Origin of the sequence: Streptomyces sp. NPDC058620 (genome assembly GCF_042717135.1) — a bacterium.
Lineage (GTDB): Bacteria > Actinomycetota > Actinomycetes > Streptomycetales > Streptomycetaceae > Streptomyces.
Window position 1 is genome coordinate 1 of sequence record NZ_JBHXQO010000025.1, and the last position, 15,066, is coordinate 15,066.

At 71.4% G+C, this 15,066-nt stretch carries 15 protein-coding genes; 9 read left to right on the top strand and 6 right to left on the bottom strand.

The genetic code is table 11. From position 1 onward, the window contains the following. Positions 1–163: 163 nt before the first annotated feature. A complete protein-coding gene (locus tag ACFWSK_RS22170) occupies positions 164–1,177 on the bottom strand; it encodes an aldo/keto reductase (RefSeq protein WP_383788853.1) in 1,014 nt (337 codons plus the stop codon). Further along, positions 1,177–1,638 (bottom strand): MerR family transcriptional regulator, encoded by a 462-nt coding sequence (locus ACFWSK_RS22175; RefSeq protein ID WP_383788855.1) that lies wholly within the window; start codon positions 1,636–1,638, stop codon positions 1,177–1,179. Before ACFWSK_RS22175 ends, ACFWSK_RS22170 begins: the two co-directional genes overlap by 1 nt. A 76-nt stretch (positions 1,639–1,714) precedes the next feature. Here ACFWSK_RS22175 and ACFWSK_RS22180 point away from each other — a divergent pair, with 76 nt between their 5' ends. Continuing rightward, positions 1,715–2,533, top strand: a complete 819-nt coding sequence (locus tag ACFWSK_RS22180; protein WP_383788857.1) for a serine hydrolase domain-containing protein — start codon at positions 1,715–1,717, stop codon at positions 2,531–2,533. Positions 2,534–2,563: 30 nt separating this feature from the next. Here ACFWSK_RS22180 and ACFWSK_RS22185 read toward each other — a convergent pair whose 3' ends face one another. Further along, positions 2,564–3,235, bottom strand: coding sequence for a pirin family protein (locus ACFWSK_RS22185; RefSeq protein ID WP_383788860.1), 672 nt, complete (start codon positions 3,233–3,235; stop codon positions 2,564–2,566). Positions 3,236–3,350: 115 nt separating this feature from the next. On the opposite strand from ACFWSK_RS22185, the gene ACFWSK_RS22190 reads away from it, so the two are divergent. The 5 genes from ACFWSK_RS22190 to fabF all read left to right on the top strand — a co-directional run bounded on the left by ACFWSK_RS22190 (position 3,351) and on the right by fabF (position 8,245). Further along, positions 3,351–4,550: a PucR family transcriptional regulator gene (locus ACFWSK_RS22190; RefSeq protein WP_383788863.1), complete on the top strand. Its 1,200-nt coding sequence runs from the start codon at positions 3,351–3,353 to the stop codon at positions 4,548–4,550. A gap of 89 nt (positions 4,551–4,639) precedes the next feature. Continuing rightward, a complete protein-coding gene (locus ACFWSK_RS22195) occupies positions 4,640–5,578 on the top strand; it encodes an ACP S-malonyltransferase (protein ID WP_383789051.1) in 939 nt (312 codons plus the stop codon). Positions 5,579–5,591: 13 nt separating this feature from the next. Next, positions 5,592–6,593 (top strand): ketoacyl-ACP synthase III, encoded by a 1,002-nt coding sequence (locus tag ACFWSK_RS22200; RefSeq protein ID WP_383788866.1) that lies wholly within the window; start codon positions 5,592–5,594, stop codon positions 6,591–6,593. Between the two features lie 61 nt (positions 6,594–6,654). Then, positions 6,655–6,903: an acyl carrier protein gene (locus tag ACFWSK_RS22205; RefSeq protein WP_383788868.1), complete on the top strand. Its 249-nt coding sequence runs from the start codon at positions 6,655–6,657 to the stop codon at positions 6,901–6,903. A gap of 79 nt (positions 6,904–6,982) precedes the next feature. Further along, a complete protein-coding gene (fabF, locus tag ACFWSK_RS22210; protein ID WP_383788871.1) occupies positions 6,983–8,245 on the top strand; it encodes a beta-ketoacyl-ACP synthase II in 1,263 nt (420 codons plus the stop codon). A gap of 108 nt (positions 8,246–8,353) precedes the next feature. Here the strand turns inward: fabF and ACFWSK_RS22215 are convergent, their stop codons facing one another. Then, positions 8,354–8,848, bottom strand: a complete 495-nt coding sequence (locus ACFWSK_RS22215) for a DUF3145 domain-containing protein (protein ID WP_383788874.1) — start codon at positions 8,846–8,848, stop codon at positions 8,354–8,356. 372 nt (positions 8,849–9,220) lie between these two features. Between ACFWSK_RS22215 and ACFWSK_RS22220 the strand changes: the two genes are divergently transcribed. Beyond that, positions 9,221–10,138 carry an SGNH/GDSL hydrolase family protein gene (locus tag ACFWSK_RS22220; RefSeq protein WP_383788876.1) on the top strand — a complete coding sequence of 306 codons (918 nt, stop codon included), beginning with the start codon at positions 9,221–9,223 and terminating at the stop codon, positions 10,136–10,138. Between the two features lie 11 nt (positions 10,139–10,149). After that, positions 10,150–11,172 carry an aldose epimerase family protein gene (locus tag ACFWSK_RS22225; protein WP_383788879.1) on the top strand — a complete coding sequence of 341 codons (1,023 nt, stop codon included), beginning with the start codon at positions 10,150–10,152 and terminating at the stop codon, positions 11,170–11,172. A 53-nt stretch (positions 11,173–11,225) separates the two neighbouring features. Here ACFWSK_RS22225 and ACFWSK_RS22230 read toward each other — a convergent pair whose 3' ends face one another. Continuing rightward, positions 11,226–13,742 (bottom strand): glycoside hydrolase family 3 protein, encoded by a 2,517-nt coding sequence (locus tag ACFWSK_RS22230; RefSeq protein ID WP_383788882.1) that lies wholly within the window; start codon positions 13,740–13,742, stop codon positions 11,226–11,228. A gap of 123 nt (positions 13,743–13,865) precedes the next feature. Here ACFWSK_RS22230 and ACFWSK_RS22235 point away from each other — a divergent pair, with 123 nt between their 5' ends. Then, positions 13,866–14,480, top strand: a complete 615-nt coding sequence (locus tag ACFWSK_RS22235) for a TetR/AcrR family transcriptional regulator (RefSeq protein WP_383788885.1) — start codon at positions 13,866–13,868, stop codon at positions 14,478–14,480. On the opposite strand, the gene ACFWSK_RS22240 is transcribed toward ACFWSK_RS22235, so the two are convergent. Beyond that, complete coding sequence (locus ACFWSK_RS22240; protein ID WP_383788888.1) at positions 14,458–15,066, bottom strand: LysE family transporter; 609 nt, start codon at positions 15,064–15,066, stop codon at positions 14,458–14,460. The two genes, ACFWSK_RS22235 and ACFWSK_RS22240, sit on opposite strands and share 23 nt — an antisense overlap.

Here is a 15,066-nt window from a genome sequence, read left to right on the forward strand (position 1 = left end):
GGTAACTCGCCCCGGCCTCCGCCGTGACCCGGAACCTCGTAGGCGGGCCGGGTTGGGTGGGCGGGCCATGTCCACTTCCCCCGCCGGGCAGGCCGACCCAGCAAGCCCGTCCGGCGATCGAGGACAGCCTGTCCGGCTTGAGGACAAGCCGACCGCAGGCCCCCTACTCGCGCGCCGCCGACGTGCTGCTCATGTCCGGGTAGCGGTCCCCCGCCACCTGCCCGGCGATCGGCTCCAGCAGGGCCAGCTCCTCCCCCGTCAGCGTCAGCCGCGTCGCACCCACGTTCTCCAGCAGACGGCTCCGCTTACGGGTCCCCGGGATCGGCACCACGGCCAGCCCGTGCACCTCCGCCCGCTGCTGCACCCAGGCGAGGGCCACCTGCGCGGCCGTCGCCCCGTGCGCCGCCGCGATCTTGTGCACGGGCTCCAGAAGGGCAGCGTTCGTCTTCGCGTTCTCGCCGGTGAAGCGCGGCTGGAACTTCCGGAAGTCGCCCTCCGTCAGGTCCTTGCCAGCGTCCGCGAACGCGCCGGTCAGGAAGCCGCGACCGAGCGGCGAGTACGGCACGAACGTCACCCCGAGCTCGACAGCGGCGCCGACCGCGCTGCGCTCCACGTCCCGGCTGAACAGCGACCACTCCGACTGGAGGGCGGCGATCGGGTGCACGGCGTGTGCCTCGCGGAGTTCGGCGCCGGTCACCTCGCTCAGTCCGAGCTGCTTGACCTTGCCCTGCCGGACCAGTTCGGCCATGGCGCCGACCGACTCGGCCAGCGGCACGATGGGGTCCCGCCTGTGCATGTAGTACAGGTCGATGACCTCGGTGTTCAGCCTGCGCAGGCTGGCCTCGACGGCCTGCTGAATGTAGGCCGGGTCGTTGCGGATACCGCGGTAGTGCGGGTCGTCGGTCCGCTCTATGGCGAACTTCGTGGCCAGCGTGATCTCGTCGCGGTGCGCTCCGACGAAGGGTGCGAGGAACTCCTCGTTGGCGCCCCGCCCGTAGACGTCGGCGGTGTCGAAGAGGGTGACCCCCGCATCCAGCGCCGCTTCCAGGGTGTCGCGGGCGGCGGCCTCGTCGGTGTCGCCGTAGAACTCGCTCATGCCCATGCAGCCGAGTCCCTGCACGCCGACCTGCGGGCCGTCGCTGCCGAGCCGCACCGTGGCGATCTTGTTGTCAGACATCAGACACCTGGCCTTTCCGGCGCCCGTCGGGCGCCCGCATAGAATTCGATCTTGAAGTCGAGTACGGCGAGCGTGTCCTGGAGCTCCGCGATCCGCGTCCGTACGTCGCGGCGGGTCGCCTCCAGCAGCTCCTGCCGGGTCTCGAACGTGTGCTCGCCCTCGCGCAACAGCTCCGCGTACCGGACCATGTCGGCGACCGGCATCCCGGTCAGCCTGAGCTTGCCGACGAAGCCCAGCCAGTCCAGGTCCCGGTTGGTGAACCGGCGCTGTCCCGTGTGCGAACGGTCGACGTGCGACATCAGCCCGATCCGCTCGTACCACCGCAGGGTGTGCGCCGTGAGGCCGGTGAAGGCGGCGACCTCGCTGATGGTGTAGCGGTCCTGGCCCTCGGGTCGCGGATGCGCCCGTGGGGGCGCAGCGCAGACAGCCGTCCGTTCGGAAGTGCTCTCCATCACCGTCATGCCCTCCACGCTAGAACCTTCGAGTGCACTCGAAGCAAGCACAATCGGCCGCGTGTTTCGGATTAGGCTCACCACCATGCAGAGCCTGGAGATGATCGACAACTGGCCCGTCCCCACCGTCGCGGCAGCCGTCGTACGGGCGGACGGCACCATCCTCGGTACCCGCGGTCCGGTCGCGCACCGCTTCCCGCTCGCCTCCGTCACCAAGCCGGTCGCGGCGTACGCGGCGCTGGTGGCGTACGAGGAGGGGGCCGTCGAGCTGGACGAGCCGGCCGGACCCGAGGGCTCCACCGTGCGGCACCTGCTCGCGCACACCAGCGGTCTCGCCTTCGACGAGCACCGCGTGACGGCCCCGCCCGGTACCCGCCGGCTCTACTCCAACGCGGGCTTCGAGGTGCTCGGGGACCACATCGCGAAGGCGACGGACATCCCGTTCCCCGAGTACGTACGCCAGGCCGTCCTGGAGCCGCTGGGCATGACGTCGACCACCCTGGACGGTTCGCCCGCCCGGGACGGCGTCTCGACCGTCGAGGACCTGGTGCGGTTCGCCGCGGAAGTGCAGGCACCCCGGCTGCTGGACCCGCGCACGGTGCTGGCCGCGCAGACCGTCGTGCACCCCGGCCTCAAGGGGGTCCTGCCGGGCTACGGCCACCAGAACCCCAACGACTGGGGCCTCGGCTTCGAGATCCGCGACTCCAAGTCGCCCCACTGGACGGGCGCTTCCGCCTCCCCGGCGACCTTCGGGCACTTCGGCCAGTCCGGTACGTTCCTGTGGATCGACCCGGTGGCGGGAGCGGCCTGTGTCGCGCTCACCGACCGGGCCTTCGGACCGTGGGCCGCCGAGGTGTGGCCGCCGTTCACGGACGCGGTGCTCGCGGAGCTGACGGGACGGTAAGCCGGGCGCCCCGGCGGCCGCTCCGGGCCGTCAGGCGGCGCTGAGCTCCCAGAGGAGCAGCTGGGCGGGCGTGGCGGCGCGTATGTCGAGCCCCTCCGGGCCCGTGATCCGCGCCGAGTCGCCGGGCCCCAGCTCCTCGTCCCCGATCCGTACGTCGCCCTTCACCACGTGCACGTACACCCCCACCGCGTCCGGCACCGCGGTGCGCTCGCCCTCGGCCAGCCTGCGGACGTGCAGCATCGCCCCGGCCGCGGGGAGGGCGTACGGGGTGGAGTCGGCGATGCCGGGGACGATCGTGTACGAGGGTTCGCCGCCCGGGGACAGGGGCGCCAGCCACATCTGAAGGAACGTCAGCGGGTGCTCGCCGTCGTTGCGTTCGACGTGGCGGACGCCGGCCGCCGCACTGAGGTGCTGGAGGTCACCGGCCCTGACGAGAGTGGCGTGACCTGCCGAGTCGCGGTGGGTCAGCTCGCCCTCCACGACCCAGGTGACGATCTCGGTGTGGCTGTGCGGATGCTCGTCGAAGCCCGCCCCCGGGGCCAGACGCTCCTCGTTGCAGGCCAGGACCGGCCCGAAGCGCAGGTTGTCGGGGTCGTAGAAACGCCCGAAGGAAAAGGCGTGCAGCGTCTCGATGCCCGCGGAGACTCCCGGGGACGGGTCCCCGCCGCGGAAGCGGTCGCCGGAGCGGCGTACGTCGATCACGTGCCCACGTTAGCCCGTCGGGCACATGGGGGGAGTGGAAGAAGGCCGGTGGCCGCAGCAGCCCCGGACGCCCCGCCCCTCCGTCCCGGTGCCCCGATAAGGCAGTCTTGTGTCCGTGCCCCGACCCGATCCTGAGCAGCCCGCTGCGAACAAAGCCCATCTGCATGCCGCGACGCTGAAGCGGCTGGAGCAGTCCTCCGGCCGGCTGGCCGCGAACGCGATCGCCCGCATGGACGAGACGCTGCCGTGGTACCGGGCGATGCCACCGGAAAACCGGTCCTGGATCGGCCTGGTCGCCCAGGCGGGTATCGCGGCCTTCACCGAGTGGTTCCGGCATCCGGAGACCCCGCAGGCCATCTCCACCGATGTGTTCGGCACTGCCCCGCGCGAACTGACCAGGGCGATCACCCTGCGGCAGACCGTCGAGATGGTGCGGACGACGATCGAGGTCATGGAGACCGCGATCGAGGAGGTCGCCGCGCCCGGTGACGAATCGGTCCTTCGTGAGGCGCTGCTCGTCTACGCCCGGGAGATCGCCTTCGCGACCGCCCAGGTGTACGCGCAGGCCGCGGAGGCGCGGGGCGCGTGGGACGCCCGGCTGGAATCGCTGGTGGTCAACGCGGTGCTGTCCGGCGAGGCCGACGAGGGTGCCGTGTCCCGGGCCGCGGCACTGGGCTGGAGCTCCCCCGAGCACGTCTGCGTGGTGCTAGGCACCGCGCCCGACGGCGACAGCGAGCTGACGGTCGAGGCGATCCGCCGGGCCGCCCGGCACGCGAAGCTCCAGGTCCTCACCGGGGTGCTCGGCAACCGTCTGGTCGTCATCGCGGGCGGCAGCGACAACCCCCTGCACGTCGCGAAGGCGCTGATCGGCCCTTATGCGGCCGGGCCCGTCGTCGCCGGGCCCGTGGTGCCCGACCTGCTGGCGGCCACCAGGTCCGCACAGGCGGCGGCAGCGGGACTCAAGGCGTGTTCCGCCTGGCAGGACGCGCCACGTCCCGTACTCTCGGACGATCTTCTTCCGGAACGCGCCATGGCGGGAGACCCTGCCGCGCGGGACCAGCTGGTGGAGGAGATCTACAGACCGCTCGAAGAAGCGGGATCGGCCCTCCTGGAGACGCTGAGTGTGTATCTGGAACAGGCGAGCAGCCTCGAAGGCGCCGCCCGAATGCTGTTCGTGCACCCCAACACCGTGCGCTACCGGCTGCGACGTGTGACCGACGTCACCGGGTGGTCGCCTTCCGACGTACGGTCCGCGTTCACGCTGCGGATCGCCCTGATCCTGGGGCGCTTGGCCGCCGTAGATCCTCAGTCCTAGACTTTTGTCGGACTTCAACAATTCCCCCGACGGTTCTTCGTCCCTGTCCCCACGGGCGTCCGGGACCGTCCACAAGAGAGAGTGTGAGGGTGCTCGTACTCGTCGCTCCCGGCCAAGGCGCTCAGACGCCCGGCTTCCTGACTCCCTGGCTCGACCTCCCCGGTGCCACCGACCGCATCGCGGCCTGGTCCGACGCCATCGGGCTCGACCTTGCCCACTACGGCACGAAGGCCGACGCGGACGAGATCCGTGACACGGCGGTGGCTCAGCCACTGCTCGTCGCCGCGGGCCTCCTGTCGGCCGCGGCGCTCGACGCCTCGCCCGGTGTCGTCGCCGGTCACAGCGTCGGTGAGATCACCGCCGCCGCCCTCGCCGGTGTCATCGGCGACGAGGCCGCGCTCCGTCTCGTACGCATCCGCGGGCTCGGGATGGCCGAGGCCGCCGCGGTCACCGAGACCGGCATGGCCGCGCTGCTCGGCGGCGACCCCGCCGTCACGGTCCCGCACCTGGAGAAGCTGGGTCTGACCCCGGCCAACGTCAACGGTGGCGGCCAGATCGTCGCCGCGGGCACCGCCGCGCAGATCGCCGCGCTGGTCGAGGACAAGCCCGAAGGCGTACGCCGTGTCGTGCCGCTCAAGGTGGCCGGCGCGTTCCACACGCACCACATGGCTCCGGCCGTGGAGAAGCTGCGGGCGGCCGCCGTGGACCTGACCGTCTCCGACCCGGCCGTGACGTACGTGTCGAACGCCGACGGCAGGACCGTCGCCACCGGCAGCGAGATCATCGCCCGGCTGGTCGGCCAGGTCGCCAATCCGGTCCGCTGGGACCTGTGCATGGAAACGTTCCAGCAGCTCGGTGTCACGGCGATGATCGAGGTCTGTCCCGGCGGTACGCTCACCGGTCTCGCCAAGCGCGCGCTGCCCGGTGTGCAGACCCTCGCGCTCAAGACCCCCGACGACCTCGACGCGGCGCGCGCGCTCATCGCTGAGGCCCGGACACCTGCCGCTGACGCGGCGGGCGACGCCTAAGGAGCCCGAGAGCATGTCGAAGATCAAGCCCAGCAAGGGCGCCCCGTACGCACGCATCATGGGTGTCGGCGGCTACCGCCCCACCCGTGTCGTGCCCAACGAGGTGATCCTCGAGACGATCGACTCGTCCGACGAGTGGATTCGTTCGCGCTCCGGCATCGCGACCCGGCACTGGGCCTCCGACGAGGAGACCGTGTCCGCGATGTCCGTCGAGGCGTCGGGCAAGGCGATCGCCGACGCCGGAATCACGCCCGAGCAGATCGGCGGAGTGATCGTCTCCACCGTCTCGCACTTCAAGCAGACCCCGGCCGTCGCGACCGAGATCGCCCACAAGATCGGCGCGGGCAAGCCCGCCGCCTTCGACATCTCCGCCGGCTGCGCGGGCTTCGGCTACGGCCTGACGCTCGCCAAGGGCATGATCGTCGAAGGCTCGGCGGAGTACGTGCTGGTCATCGGCGTCGAGCGGCTGAGCGACCTCACCGACCTGGAGGACCGCGCGACGGCCTTCCTGTTCGGCGACGGCGCCGGCGCGGTCGTCGTCGGCCCCTCGACGGAACCGGCCATGGGCCCGACCGTCTGGGGCTCCGAGGGCGACAAGTCCGACACGATCAAGCAGACCGTGCCGTGGGACGAATTCCACGCCGAGCGTCCGGAGAAGTTCCCCGCCATCACACAGGAGGGCCAGGCGGTCTTCCGCTGGGCCGTCTTCGAGATGGCGAAGATCGCCCAGCAGGCGCTGGAGGCGGCCGGGATCACTGCGGACGACCTGGATGTCTTCATTCCGCACCAGGCCAACATGCGGATCATCGACTCGATGGTGAAGACCCTGAAGCTGCCGGAGCACGTCACGGTCGCCCGTGACGTGGAGACCACCGGCAACACGTCCGCCGCCTCGATCCCGCTCGCAATGGAGCGGCTCCTGGCGACCGGTCAGGCGAAGAGCGGCGACACCGCGCTCGTCATCGGCTTCGGGGCGGGTCTCGTCTACGCCGCGACGGTCGTTACCCTCCCCTAGTCACACCGGACCTTCCGGTCCGTACGCCCGAACCCTGAAGAAAACCACGAAGGAGCGCCACATGGCCGCCACTCAGGAAGAGATCGTCACCGGTCTCGCCGAGATCGTCAACGAGATCGCCGGTATCCCGGTCGAGGACGTCCAGCTGGACAAGTCCTTCACCGACGACCTGGACGTCGACTCGCTGTCCATGGTCGAGGTCGTCGTCGCCGCCGAAGAGCGCTTCGACGTCAAGATCCCGGACGACGACGTCAAGAACCTCAAGACCGTCGGCGACGCCGCCGGCTACATCCTGAAGAACCAGGGCTGATCCAGCCCCGGTTCGTGTGTCGCCACCCGGCGGTGGCGCCGCTGATTCACGACCCTCTACACGTGGAGAAGATTTTCCAGTGAGCCCGACCAATCGCACCGTGGTCGTCACCGGTATCGGCGCAACCACTCCGCTGGGTGGCGACTCCGCATCGACCTGGGAAGGTCTGATGGCCGGCCGTTCCGGCGTGAAGCCCCTCGAGGGCGAGCGCTTCGCGGAACTGCCCGTCCGGATCGCCGCCCTCGCGGCCGTCGAGCCGGGCGATGTCCTGCCCCGTCCGCTCGCCCGCAAGCTGGACCGCTCGGCGCAGTTCGCGCTGATCGCGGCCCGTGAGGCGTGGGCCGACGCCGGTTACACCGGCAAGGCCGGGGAGGACGAGAAGGTCCGCCCCGAGCGGCTCGGTTCCGTCATCGCCTCCGGCATCGGCGGCGTGACCACCCTGCTCGACCAGTACGACGTGCTGAAGGAGAAGGGCGTACGCCGCGTCTCCCCGCACACCGTTCCCATGCTCATGCCCAACGGCCCGGCGGCCAACGTCGGCCTCGAGGTCAACGCCCAGGCCGGTGTCCACACCCCGGTGTCCGCCTGCGCCTCGGGCGCCGAGGCCATCGGGTACGCCGTCGAGATGATCCGTACCGGCCGTGCCGACGTCGTCGTCGCCGGTGGCACGGAGGCGGCCATCCACCCGCTGCCGATCGCGGCGTTCTCCAACATGATGGCGATGTCCAAGAGCAACGACGAGCCCGAGAAGGCATCGCGCCCGTACGACACGGGCCGTGACGGCTTCGTCCTCGGTGAGGGCGCGGGCGTCGTCGTCCTGGAGTCCGCGGACCACGCCGCCGCGCGCGGCGCCAAGGTCTACTGCGAGGTGGTGGGCCAGGGTCTGTCCGCGGACTCGCACCACATCGCCCAGCCCGAGCCCACGGGCCGCGGGATCGCCGCCGCGATGCAGAACCTGCTCGACGCGACGGACCTCAAGCCGGCCGAGATCGTGCACCTCAACGCGCACGCCACGTCGACCCCGCAGGGTGACGTCGCCGAGATCAAGGCTCTGCGCAAGGTCCTGGGCGACGACCTCGACCATGTCGCGATCTCCGCGACGAAGTCGATGACCGGTCACCTGCTGGGTGGCGCGGGCGGCATCGAGACCGTCGCCACGGTGCTCGCGCTGTACAACCGGATGGCGCCGCCGACCATCAACGTCGAGAACCTCGACGAGGCGGTGGAGGCGGACGTCGTCCGTGACGAGCCGCGACCGCTGCCCGAGGGTCCGATCGCCGCGATCAACAACTCGTTCGGATTCGGTGGGCACAACGTGGTGCTGGCGTTCCGTTCGGTCTGATCCCGCAGGTCCACATGCGAGAGGTCCGCTTCCCCGACACGGGGGGCGGGCTTTTCGCGCTGCGCGCCTCACACGCAGGCGAGGCCGGATTCCGGGCGTTACCGCCGCTCACACCACCTGGTGCAGCCACCGCACGGGCGCGCCCTCGCCCGCGTGGCGGAAGGACTCCAGCTCGTCGTCCCACGGCTTGCCCAGCAGCTTGGCGATCTCCGCCTCCAGGTCCGTCTCACCGCGTACGGACCGGGCGAGCGCGGCCCGCAGCCGGTCCTCGGGGATCAGGATGTCGCCGTGCACACCGGTCACCGCGTGGAAGATGCCCAGGCCGGGCGTGGAGCTGTAGCGCTCGCCCTCGGCCGTCGCGGACGGCTCGGCCGTCACCTCGAAGCGCAGCAGGTCCCAGCCCCTGAGCGCCGAGGCGAGCTCCGACGCGGTGCCGGGTCTGGCCTGCCAGGAGAATTCGGACCGCCAGGTCCCGGGGGCCGCCGGCTGTCTGATCCAGTCCAGCTGGACCCGCAGACCGAGGACACCCGCCACCGCCCACTCGACGTGTGGGCACAGCGCGCGCGGTGCGGAGTGAACGTACAGAACTCCACGTGTCGTCACCGGGACCTCCAGTGTGGGACGAAGTTCGCCTTGCCCAGCGGCCCCGCGCCCGTACCGCCTCTTCCCGGTCGGCTCCCGAGGTTGTCATCAGTAAACAGCATCGGGAGTTAATCTCCTGAAAAGGGACAATATGTGACGAGGTGCAACGTACCGGAGCCACCCATATGTACGCGGTGAGCGAGGCTCCACTGGGCCGACGGGGAAAAGCTACCGTGCGCCGGGGCCGGGCGTGTGACGTACCGTCGGTCCCGGGCCCATGATGCGCACAGCTTTCACCCGGCAGGGCGCGCGGGCCCGCCACCTGCACCGCAGGGGTTTGCCTGAGGCATGGCCAGCGGCATAACCAGGGGCTTCGACCGGAGGGGACCAGGAATGCCGGAACGTGCGTCACGCCGCCGCAGGCACGCCGCTGTCGCCGCGCTGGCGGCGTTCTCGATCACCGCGGGCCTCGCGCTCACGGGCTGTTCCGACGGCTCCGAGGGGCCGGAGGAACGCGCTTCGGACGGTCCGCGCCGGCCGTCCCCCGCCGCGGCCCCGCTCTGGGACCGTACGCCCGCCTCGCTCGCCGCCGTCGGGGACTCCATCACCACGGGCTTCGACGCCTGCTCGGTGCTGGCCGACTGCCCGGAGGTCTCCTGGGCCACCGGCACGGACAGCGCGGTGCGCAGCCTCGCGGTGCGGCTGCTCGGCGCGTCGAAGGCGGCGACGCACAGCTGGAACCATGCCGTCTCCGGCGCCCGGATAGCGCAGTTGCCGGAGCAGATGGCGCTGGCGGCGAAGGTGAAGCCGGAGCTGGTGACCGTGATGATCGGCGCCAACGACGCGTGCCGGGACTCGGCGCGGATCATGACCCCGGTGGCGGACTTCCGGGCCTCGTTCGAGGCGTCGATGCGGCAGCTGCGGGCCACCGCGCCGAAGGCACAGGTCTACGTGTCGAGCGTGCCGGACCTGAAGCGTCTCTGGTCGACGGGGCGCACCAACGAGCTGGGCAAGCAGATCTGGAAGCTGGGGATCTGCCGGTCGATGCTGGGCGACGCCGACAACATGGGCGCGGCCGCCGTCGCGCGGCGGGACACGGTGCGGAAGCGGGTGATCGCGTACAACCAGGTCCTGAAGGACGTCTGCGCGAAGGACGCGCGCTGCCGGTACGACGGCGGGGCGGTCTTCGACTACCGGTTCACCGGGAAGCAGCTGAGCCAGTGGGACTGGTTCCACCCGGGCCGCGACGGCCAGGCCCGGCTGGCAGAAATCGCTTACCGCAATGTCACGGCCGTCGGACCGCCCACGTAGGGTCCCTGATCATGACGACGGGTACGACGGATACGTCGGGTACATCAGAGACGGACATACACGCGGAGGACTACTCCGCCCTCGCCGACGGCACGCCCGTCCGGCGCTGGACCCTGGAGCGGGACGGCACGCGGGTGCGCGTGCTGACGTACGGCGGCATCGTGCAGTCGGTCGAGGTGCCCGACCGGGACGGTGCCCGCGGCCCGGTGGCGCTGGAGCTGCCGGATCTCGCGGCGTACGAGGAGTTCTCCGGGCCCTACTTCGGGGCCCTGGTCGGTCGGTACGCGAACCGGATCGCGGGCGCCGGTTTCGTGCTCGACGGTACGGCCCATCAGGTCACGCCCAACGAGGGCCGCAACCATGTGCACGGCGGAGCGCGGGGCTTCGACAAGCGGGTGTGGGAGGCGCGGGAGGTCCCGGACGGCGTGTGCCTCTCCCTGGTGGCCGAGGACGGCGAGGAGGGCTTCCCCGGGCGGCTCGCGGTCTCGGTGACGTTCGGCCTGGACCCCGGCGGGGCGCTGCGGATCGCCTACCGGGCGACGACGGACGCGCCCACGGTGGTGAACCTGACGAACCACACGTACTGGAACCTGGCCGGCGCGGACGGCACGAGCGCGCTCGGGCACGAGCTGCGGATCGCGGCCGGGCGGATCACTCCGGTGGACGGTGCCTCGCTGCCGACGGGCGAGCTCGCCGCGGTGGACGGGACGCGGTTCGACTTCCGGGAGCCGAAGGCGCTGGGCGGGGGGTACGACCACAACTACGTGCTCGACGGGTCCACGGACGACGGGATCGCGGCCGAGCTGTACGCGCCGGGGTCGGGACGGGTGCTGACGGTCCGTACGACGGAGCCGGGCATGCAGCTGTACACCGCCGATCACTTCGACGGGCATCCCTTCGGACCGTGCGCGGGCATCGCTCTGGAGACCCAGCACTTCCCTGACTCGCCGAACCGGCCGGAGTTCCCGAGCACGGTGCTGCGGCCGGGCGAGGAGTACGTGTCGACGACCGTGTACGGCTTCTCGGTGCGCTGAAGCACGGCCGGGTCCCGTGGGCGGAGGGACTTCGCCGCCCACGGGAGGCCGGTCTACTCCTTGGTCTCCACCGGGGCGGACAGCCGGATGTCGGCGACGGAACGGGCCGCCTGCACCTGGTAGGTACCGGGGACCAGCTGCCAGCCGTAGGCGCTCTCGTCCCAGATCTCGTACGCCCGCCGGTCCAGCACCACGGTGACCTCGACGGTCTCCCCCGGCGCCGCCTCGACGCGGGCGAAACCGGCCAGTTGGCGGGCCGGGCGCCCGGCGGTCTCCGTCTCCGGTGCCAGATAGAGCTGGACGGTCTCGGCACCGGCGCGCGGGCCGGTGTTGCGGAGGCGGACGGTCGCGGCCTCGGGGGTGGCGTGCAGGGATTCGTAGGCCCAGGTGGTGTAGCCGAGGCCGTGGCCGAAGGGGTAGGCAGGGGCCGTACCGGCCCGCTCCCACGCCCGGTAGCCGATGAAGACGCCCTCGTCGTAGTGGAGTTCACCGCCGGTGGGGGCGGTGCCCGAGACCGGGGCGTCGGCGAGGGTGGCCGGCCAGGTGGTGGGGAGCCTGCCGCCCGGTTCGGCGCCTTCCACGGCGAGCAGGACATCGGCGAGCGCGTGTCCCGCCTCCTGGCCCGGGAACCAGCTGAGCAGCACGGCGGCGACCTCGTCCCGCCACGGAAGCTCCACCGGGGAACCGGAGTTGACGACCACGACGGTCTTCGGGTTGGCGGCGGCCACCGCCCTCACGAGGGCGTCCTGGTGGCCGGGGAGCGCCAGGTCCGTACGGTCGAAGCCCTCGGACTCGACGTGTTCGGTGGTGCCCACGACCACGACGGCGGTGTCGGCGGCGCGGGCCGCTTCGACGGCTTCGGCGATCAGTTCGGCGGGGTCACGGCGCGGTCCGAGGTGGACGAGCGCGAACGAGACGCCGGGGATCGGTGAGTCGGCGCCAAGGGTGTCGGGCACCTGCCGGAGGGAGACCTCGACGGGGGTTCCCTCGGTGAGGGTGACCCGGCCGCGCTCCACGGGGTTGCCGAAGAACGCCTCGCCCGGGTCGGTGGAGCCGGTGACCCGGTGCACGCCGTCGTACAGGGTCTCGCCTGCGACCTTCAGCGTGAGGGCGCCCGTGCCACGGGTGCCGAAGATGTGCTCGCCGGTCTCGCGCGGGACGTAGGTGCCGGTCACCTCGACGCTGTGGAGCGCGTCGAGGGTGACACCGTCCGGTACGTCGGTGCCGACCCACTGGACGGAACCGCTGTGCAGCGGGGCCGTGCCGAGGACGGTGCCGGACAGGTCGTAGCAGACGGCCTTCAGCTCGAAGCCCTGCTCGGCGGCGGCGAGCCGGTCGTTCGGGTCGGCGCCGACGCGGTAGTCGACCACGCCGTCCGGGAGCGCGGCGGTGAGGCCGTCGAGCGGGGAGACGATGTGGTCGGGGAAGACCTGCGCCGATCCGCCGCCCAGGACGCGGGCGTCCCGGGCCAGGGCGCCGATGAGCGCGACCTTGCGGACGGACTCGGGGCGGATGGGGAGTGCGGCGCCCTCGTTGCGTACGAGGACGAAGGAGCGGCGGGCGATCTCGCGGGCCAGCGCCTCGCCGTCGATGCCTGCCGGACGGTCGGCCGGGCCGACGACGGGCGGGGCGCCGTCGAGGATGCCGACGCGGGCGGCGAGCAGCAGGACGTTGCGTACGGCGCCGTCGACCACCGCCTCGTCGACCTGCCCGGCCCTGACGGCGGCGGCGAGCCCGTCGCCGTACACCGTCCTCGGTCCGGGCATCGCGACGTCGAGGCCGCCGGTGACGGCGCCGACGGTGGAGCGGGCGGCCAGCCAGTCGGAGACGATGAAGCCGTCGAAGCCCCATTCGCCGCGCAGCACCGCGTTCTGGAGGTAGTGGTGCTCGGTCATGGTGGAGCCGTTGACCTGGTTGTAGGCGGCCATGATGCCCCAGGGGCGGGCGTTCCTGACGATCCGCTCGAACGGGGCGAGGTAGAGCTCGCGCAGGGGGCGCGGGGCGACGATGTTGTCGACGGTGAAGCGGTCGGTCTCGGCGTCGTTGGCCACGAAGTGCTTGACGGTGGTGCCGACTCCGCCCTCCTGCACGCCGCGCACATAGCCCGTGCCGATCTCGCCCGTGAGGTACGGGTCCTCGCTGTACGCCTCGAAGTGACGGCCGCCGAGCGGGGACCGGTGCAGGTTGACGGTGGGTGCCAGCAGGACGTGGACGCCCTTGCGGCGGGCCTCCTGGGCGAGCAGCCTGCCGGCGCGGCGGGCCAGAGCGGCGTCCCAGGTCGCGGCGAGGGCGGTGGGCGAGGGCAGGGCGACGGAGGGGTCGTCGGCGGTCCAGCGGACTCCGCGGACGCCGATCGGGCCGTCGGACATGACGAGCGACCGGAGTCCGATCGCGGGCAGCGCGGGCAGTGACCACATGTCCTGGCCTGCCAGGAGCCGCGCCTTGTCGTCGAGGCCGAGTGCGGCGAGCGCCGCTTCCACCACGGCCTCGCGGACCGCCTCGGGTGTGCTGGGTGTGGACGCGTCTGCCACGGCCGTACCTCCTCGTCGAGTTACTGCGAAGGTCTCCATAGTGACGTCGATCCGGGTAACCCGGTAGCTTTGGTTACCAGTCCGTTACCGCAAGGTTCGCGCGCCACCGGGATGCCGTACGGTCCTGCTGACAGGGGCCGATACGCACGGAAGGGGCCGGCGATGGTACGGGCCAGGAGCGAGGAGCGGCGGGCGGAGATCCTCCGCGCCACCCTCGAAGTCATCGCCGAGCGCGGATACCGCGGGGCCACGCTGAGCGCGGTGGCCGAGCGGGTGGGCCTCAGCCAGCAGGGGCTCCTGCACTACTACCCCACCAAGGAGGCCCTGCTCGTCGCCGTCCTGGAGGACCGCGACCGGTGGGACACCGGTGGCGGCGGAAGCCGCGGCGAGGGCCCGTGGCCGCTCGAACTGCTGGGCTCGCTCGTGGAGTACAACGCGATGCGCCCCGCCATCGTCCAGACCTTCTCGGCGCTGCTCGGCGAGAGCGTGACGGAGGAGCACCCGGCGCGGGAGTTCTTCACCGCGCGCTACACGCAGGTCCGCGCGGACATGGCGGCCTCGCTCCGGGCGGAGCACGGCGAGGCACTGCCGGGCGGGCTGACGCCGGAGCGCGCCGCCACGCTGCTGGTGGCGGTGATGGACGGCTTGCAGTACCAGTGGCTGCTGGACCCGGACGCGGTGGACATGCCGGGGGCGTTCCGTGACTTCCTGCGGCTGTTGCGGGACCGACCGGGTCCGGACGGGAAGCCCCGGGTCAGCGGGCCAGACCCAGGGTGACACCGAGACCCACGAGCACCGAGCCGATGGTCCGGTTGAGGACCTTCTGCCAGCGCAGCATCGCGGTGCGCAGATGCGAGTGGGAGAAGAAGAGCGCCACCAGGCCGAACCAGCCGAAGTGCGCCACGGACATGAAGAGACCGTAGCCCGCCTGCTGCCAAAGGCCCGTGTCCGGGCCGACGACCTGGGTGAAGGTGGAGACGACGAAGAGCGTCGTCTTGGGGTTCAGCGCGTTGGTGAGGAAACCGGTGCGCAGCGCGCCGAACGGACTCAGTTCGGGCTTCGACGCCAGGTCGACGGAGAGGTCGTTGCGCGCGAAGAACGTGCGGACCCCGATGTAGACGAGGTAGGCGGCTCCCGCCAGCTTGATCGCCGTGAACAGCGCGGTGGAGGACGCGATCAGCAGGCCGACGCCGAGCATCGTGTACGTGACGTGGACGAGGACGCCCGCGGCGACTCCGGTGGCGGCCAGGAGGCCGGTCGTGCGCCCGTACAGATAGCTGTTGCGAACGACCATCGCGAAGTCGGCGCCAGGACTGATGACGGCGAGGACGGTGATGACGGCGACGGCGACCATCTCGGTCAT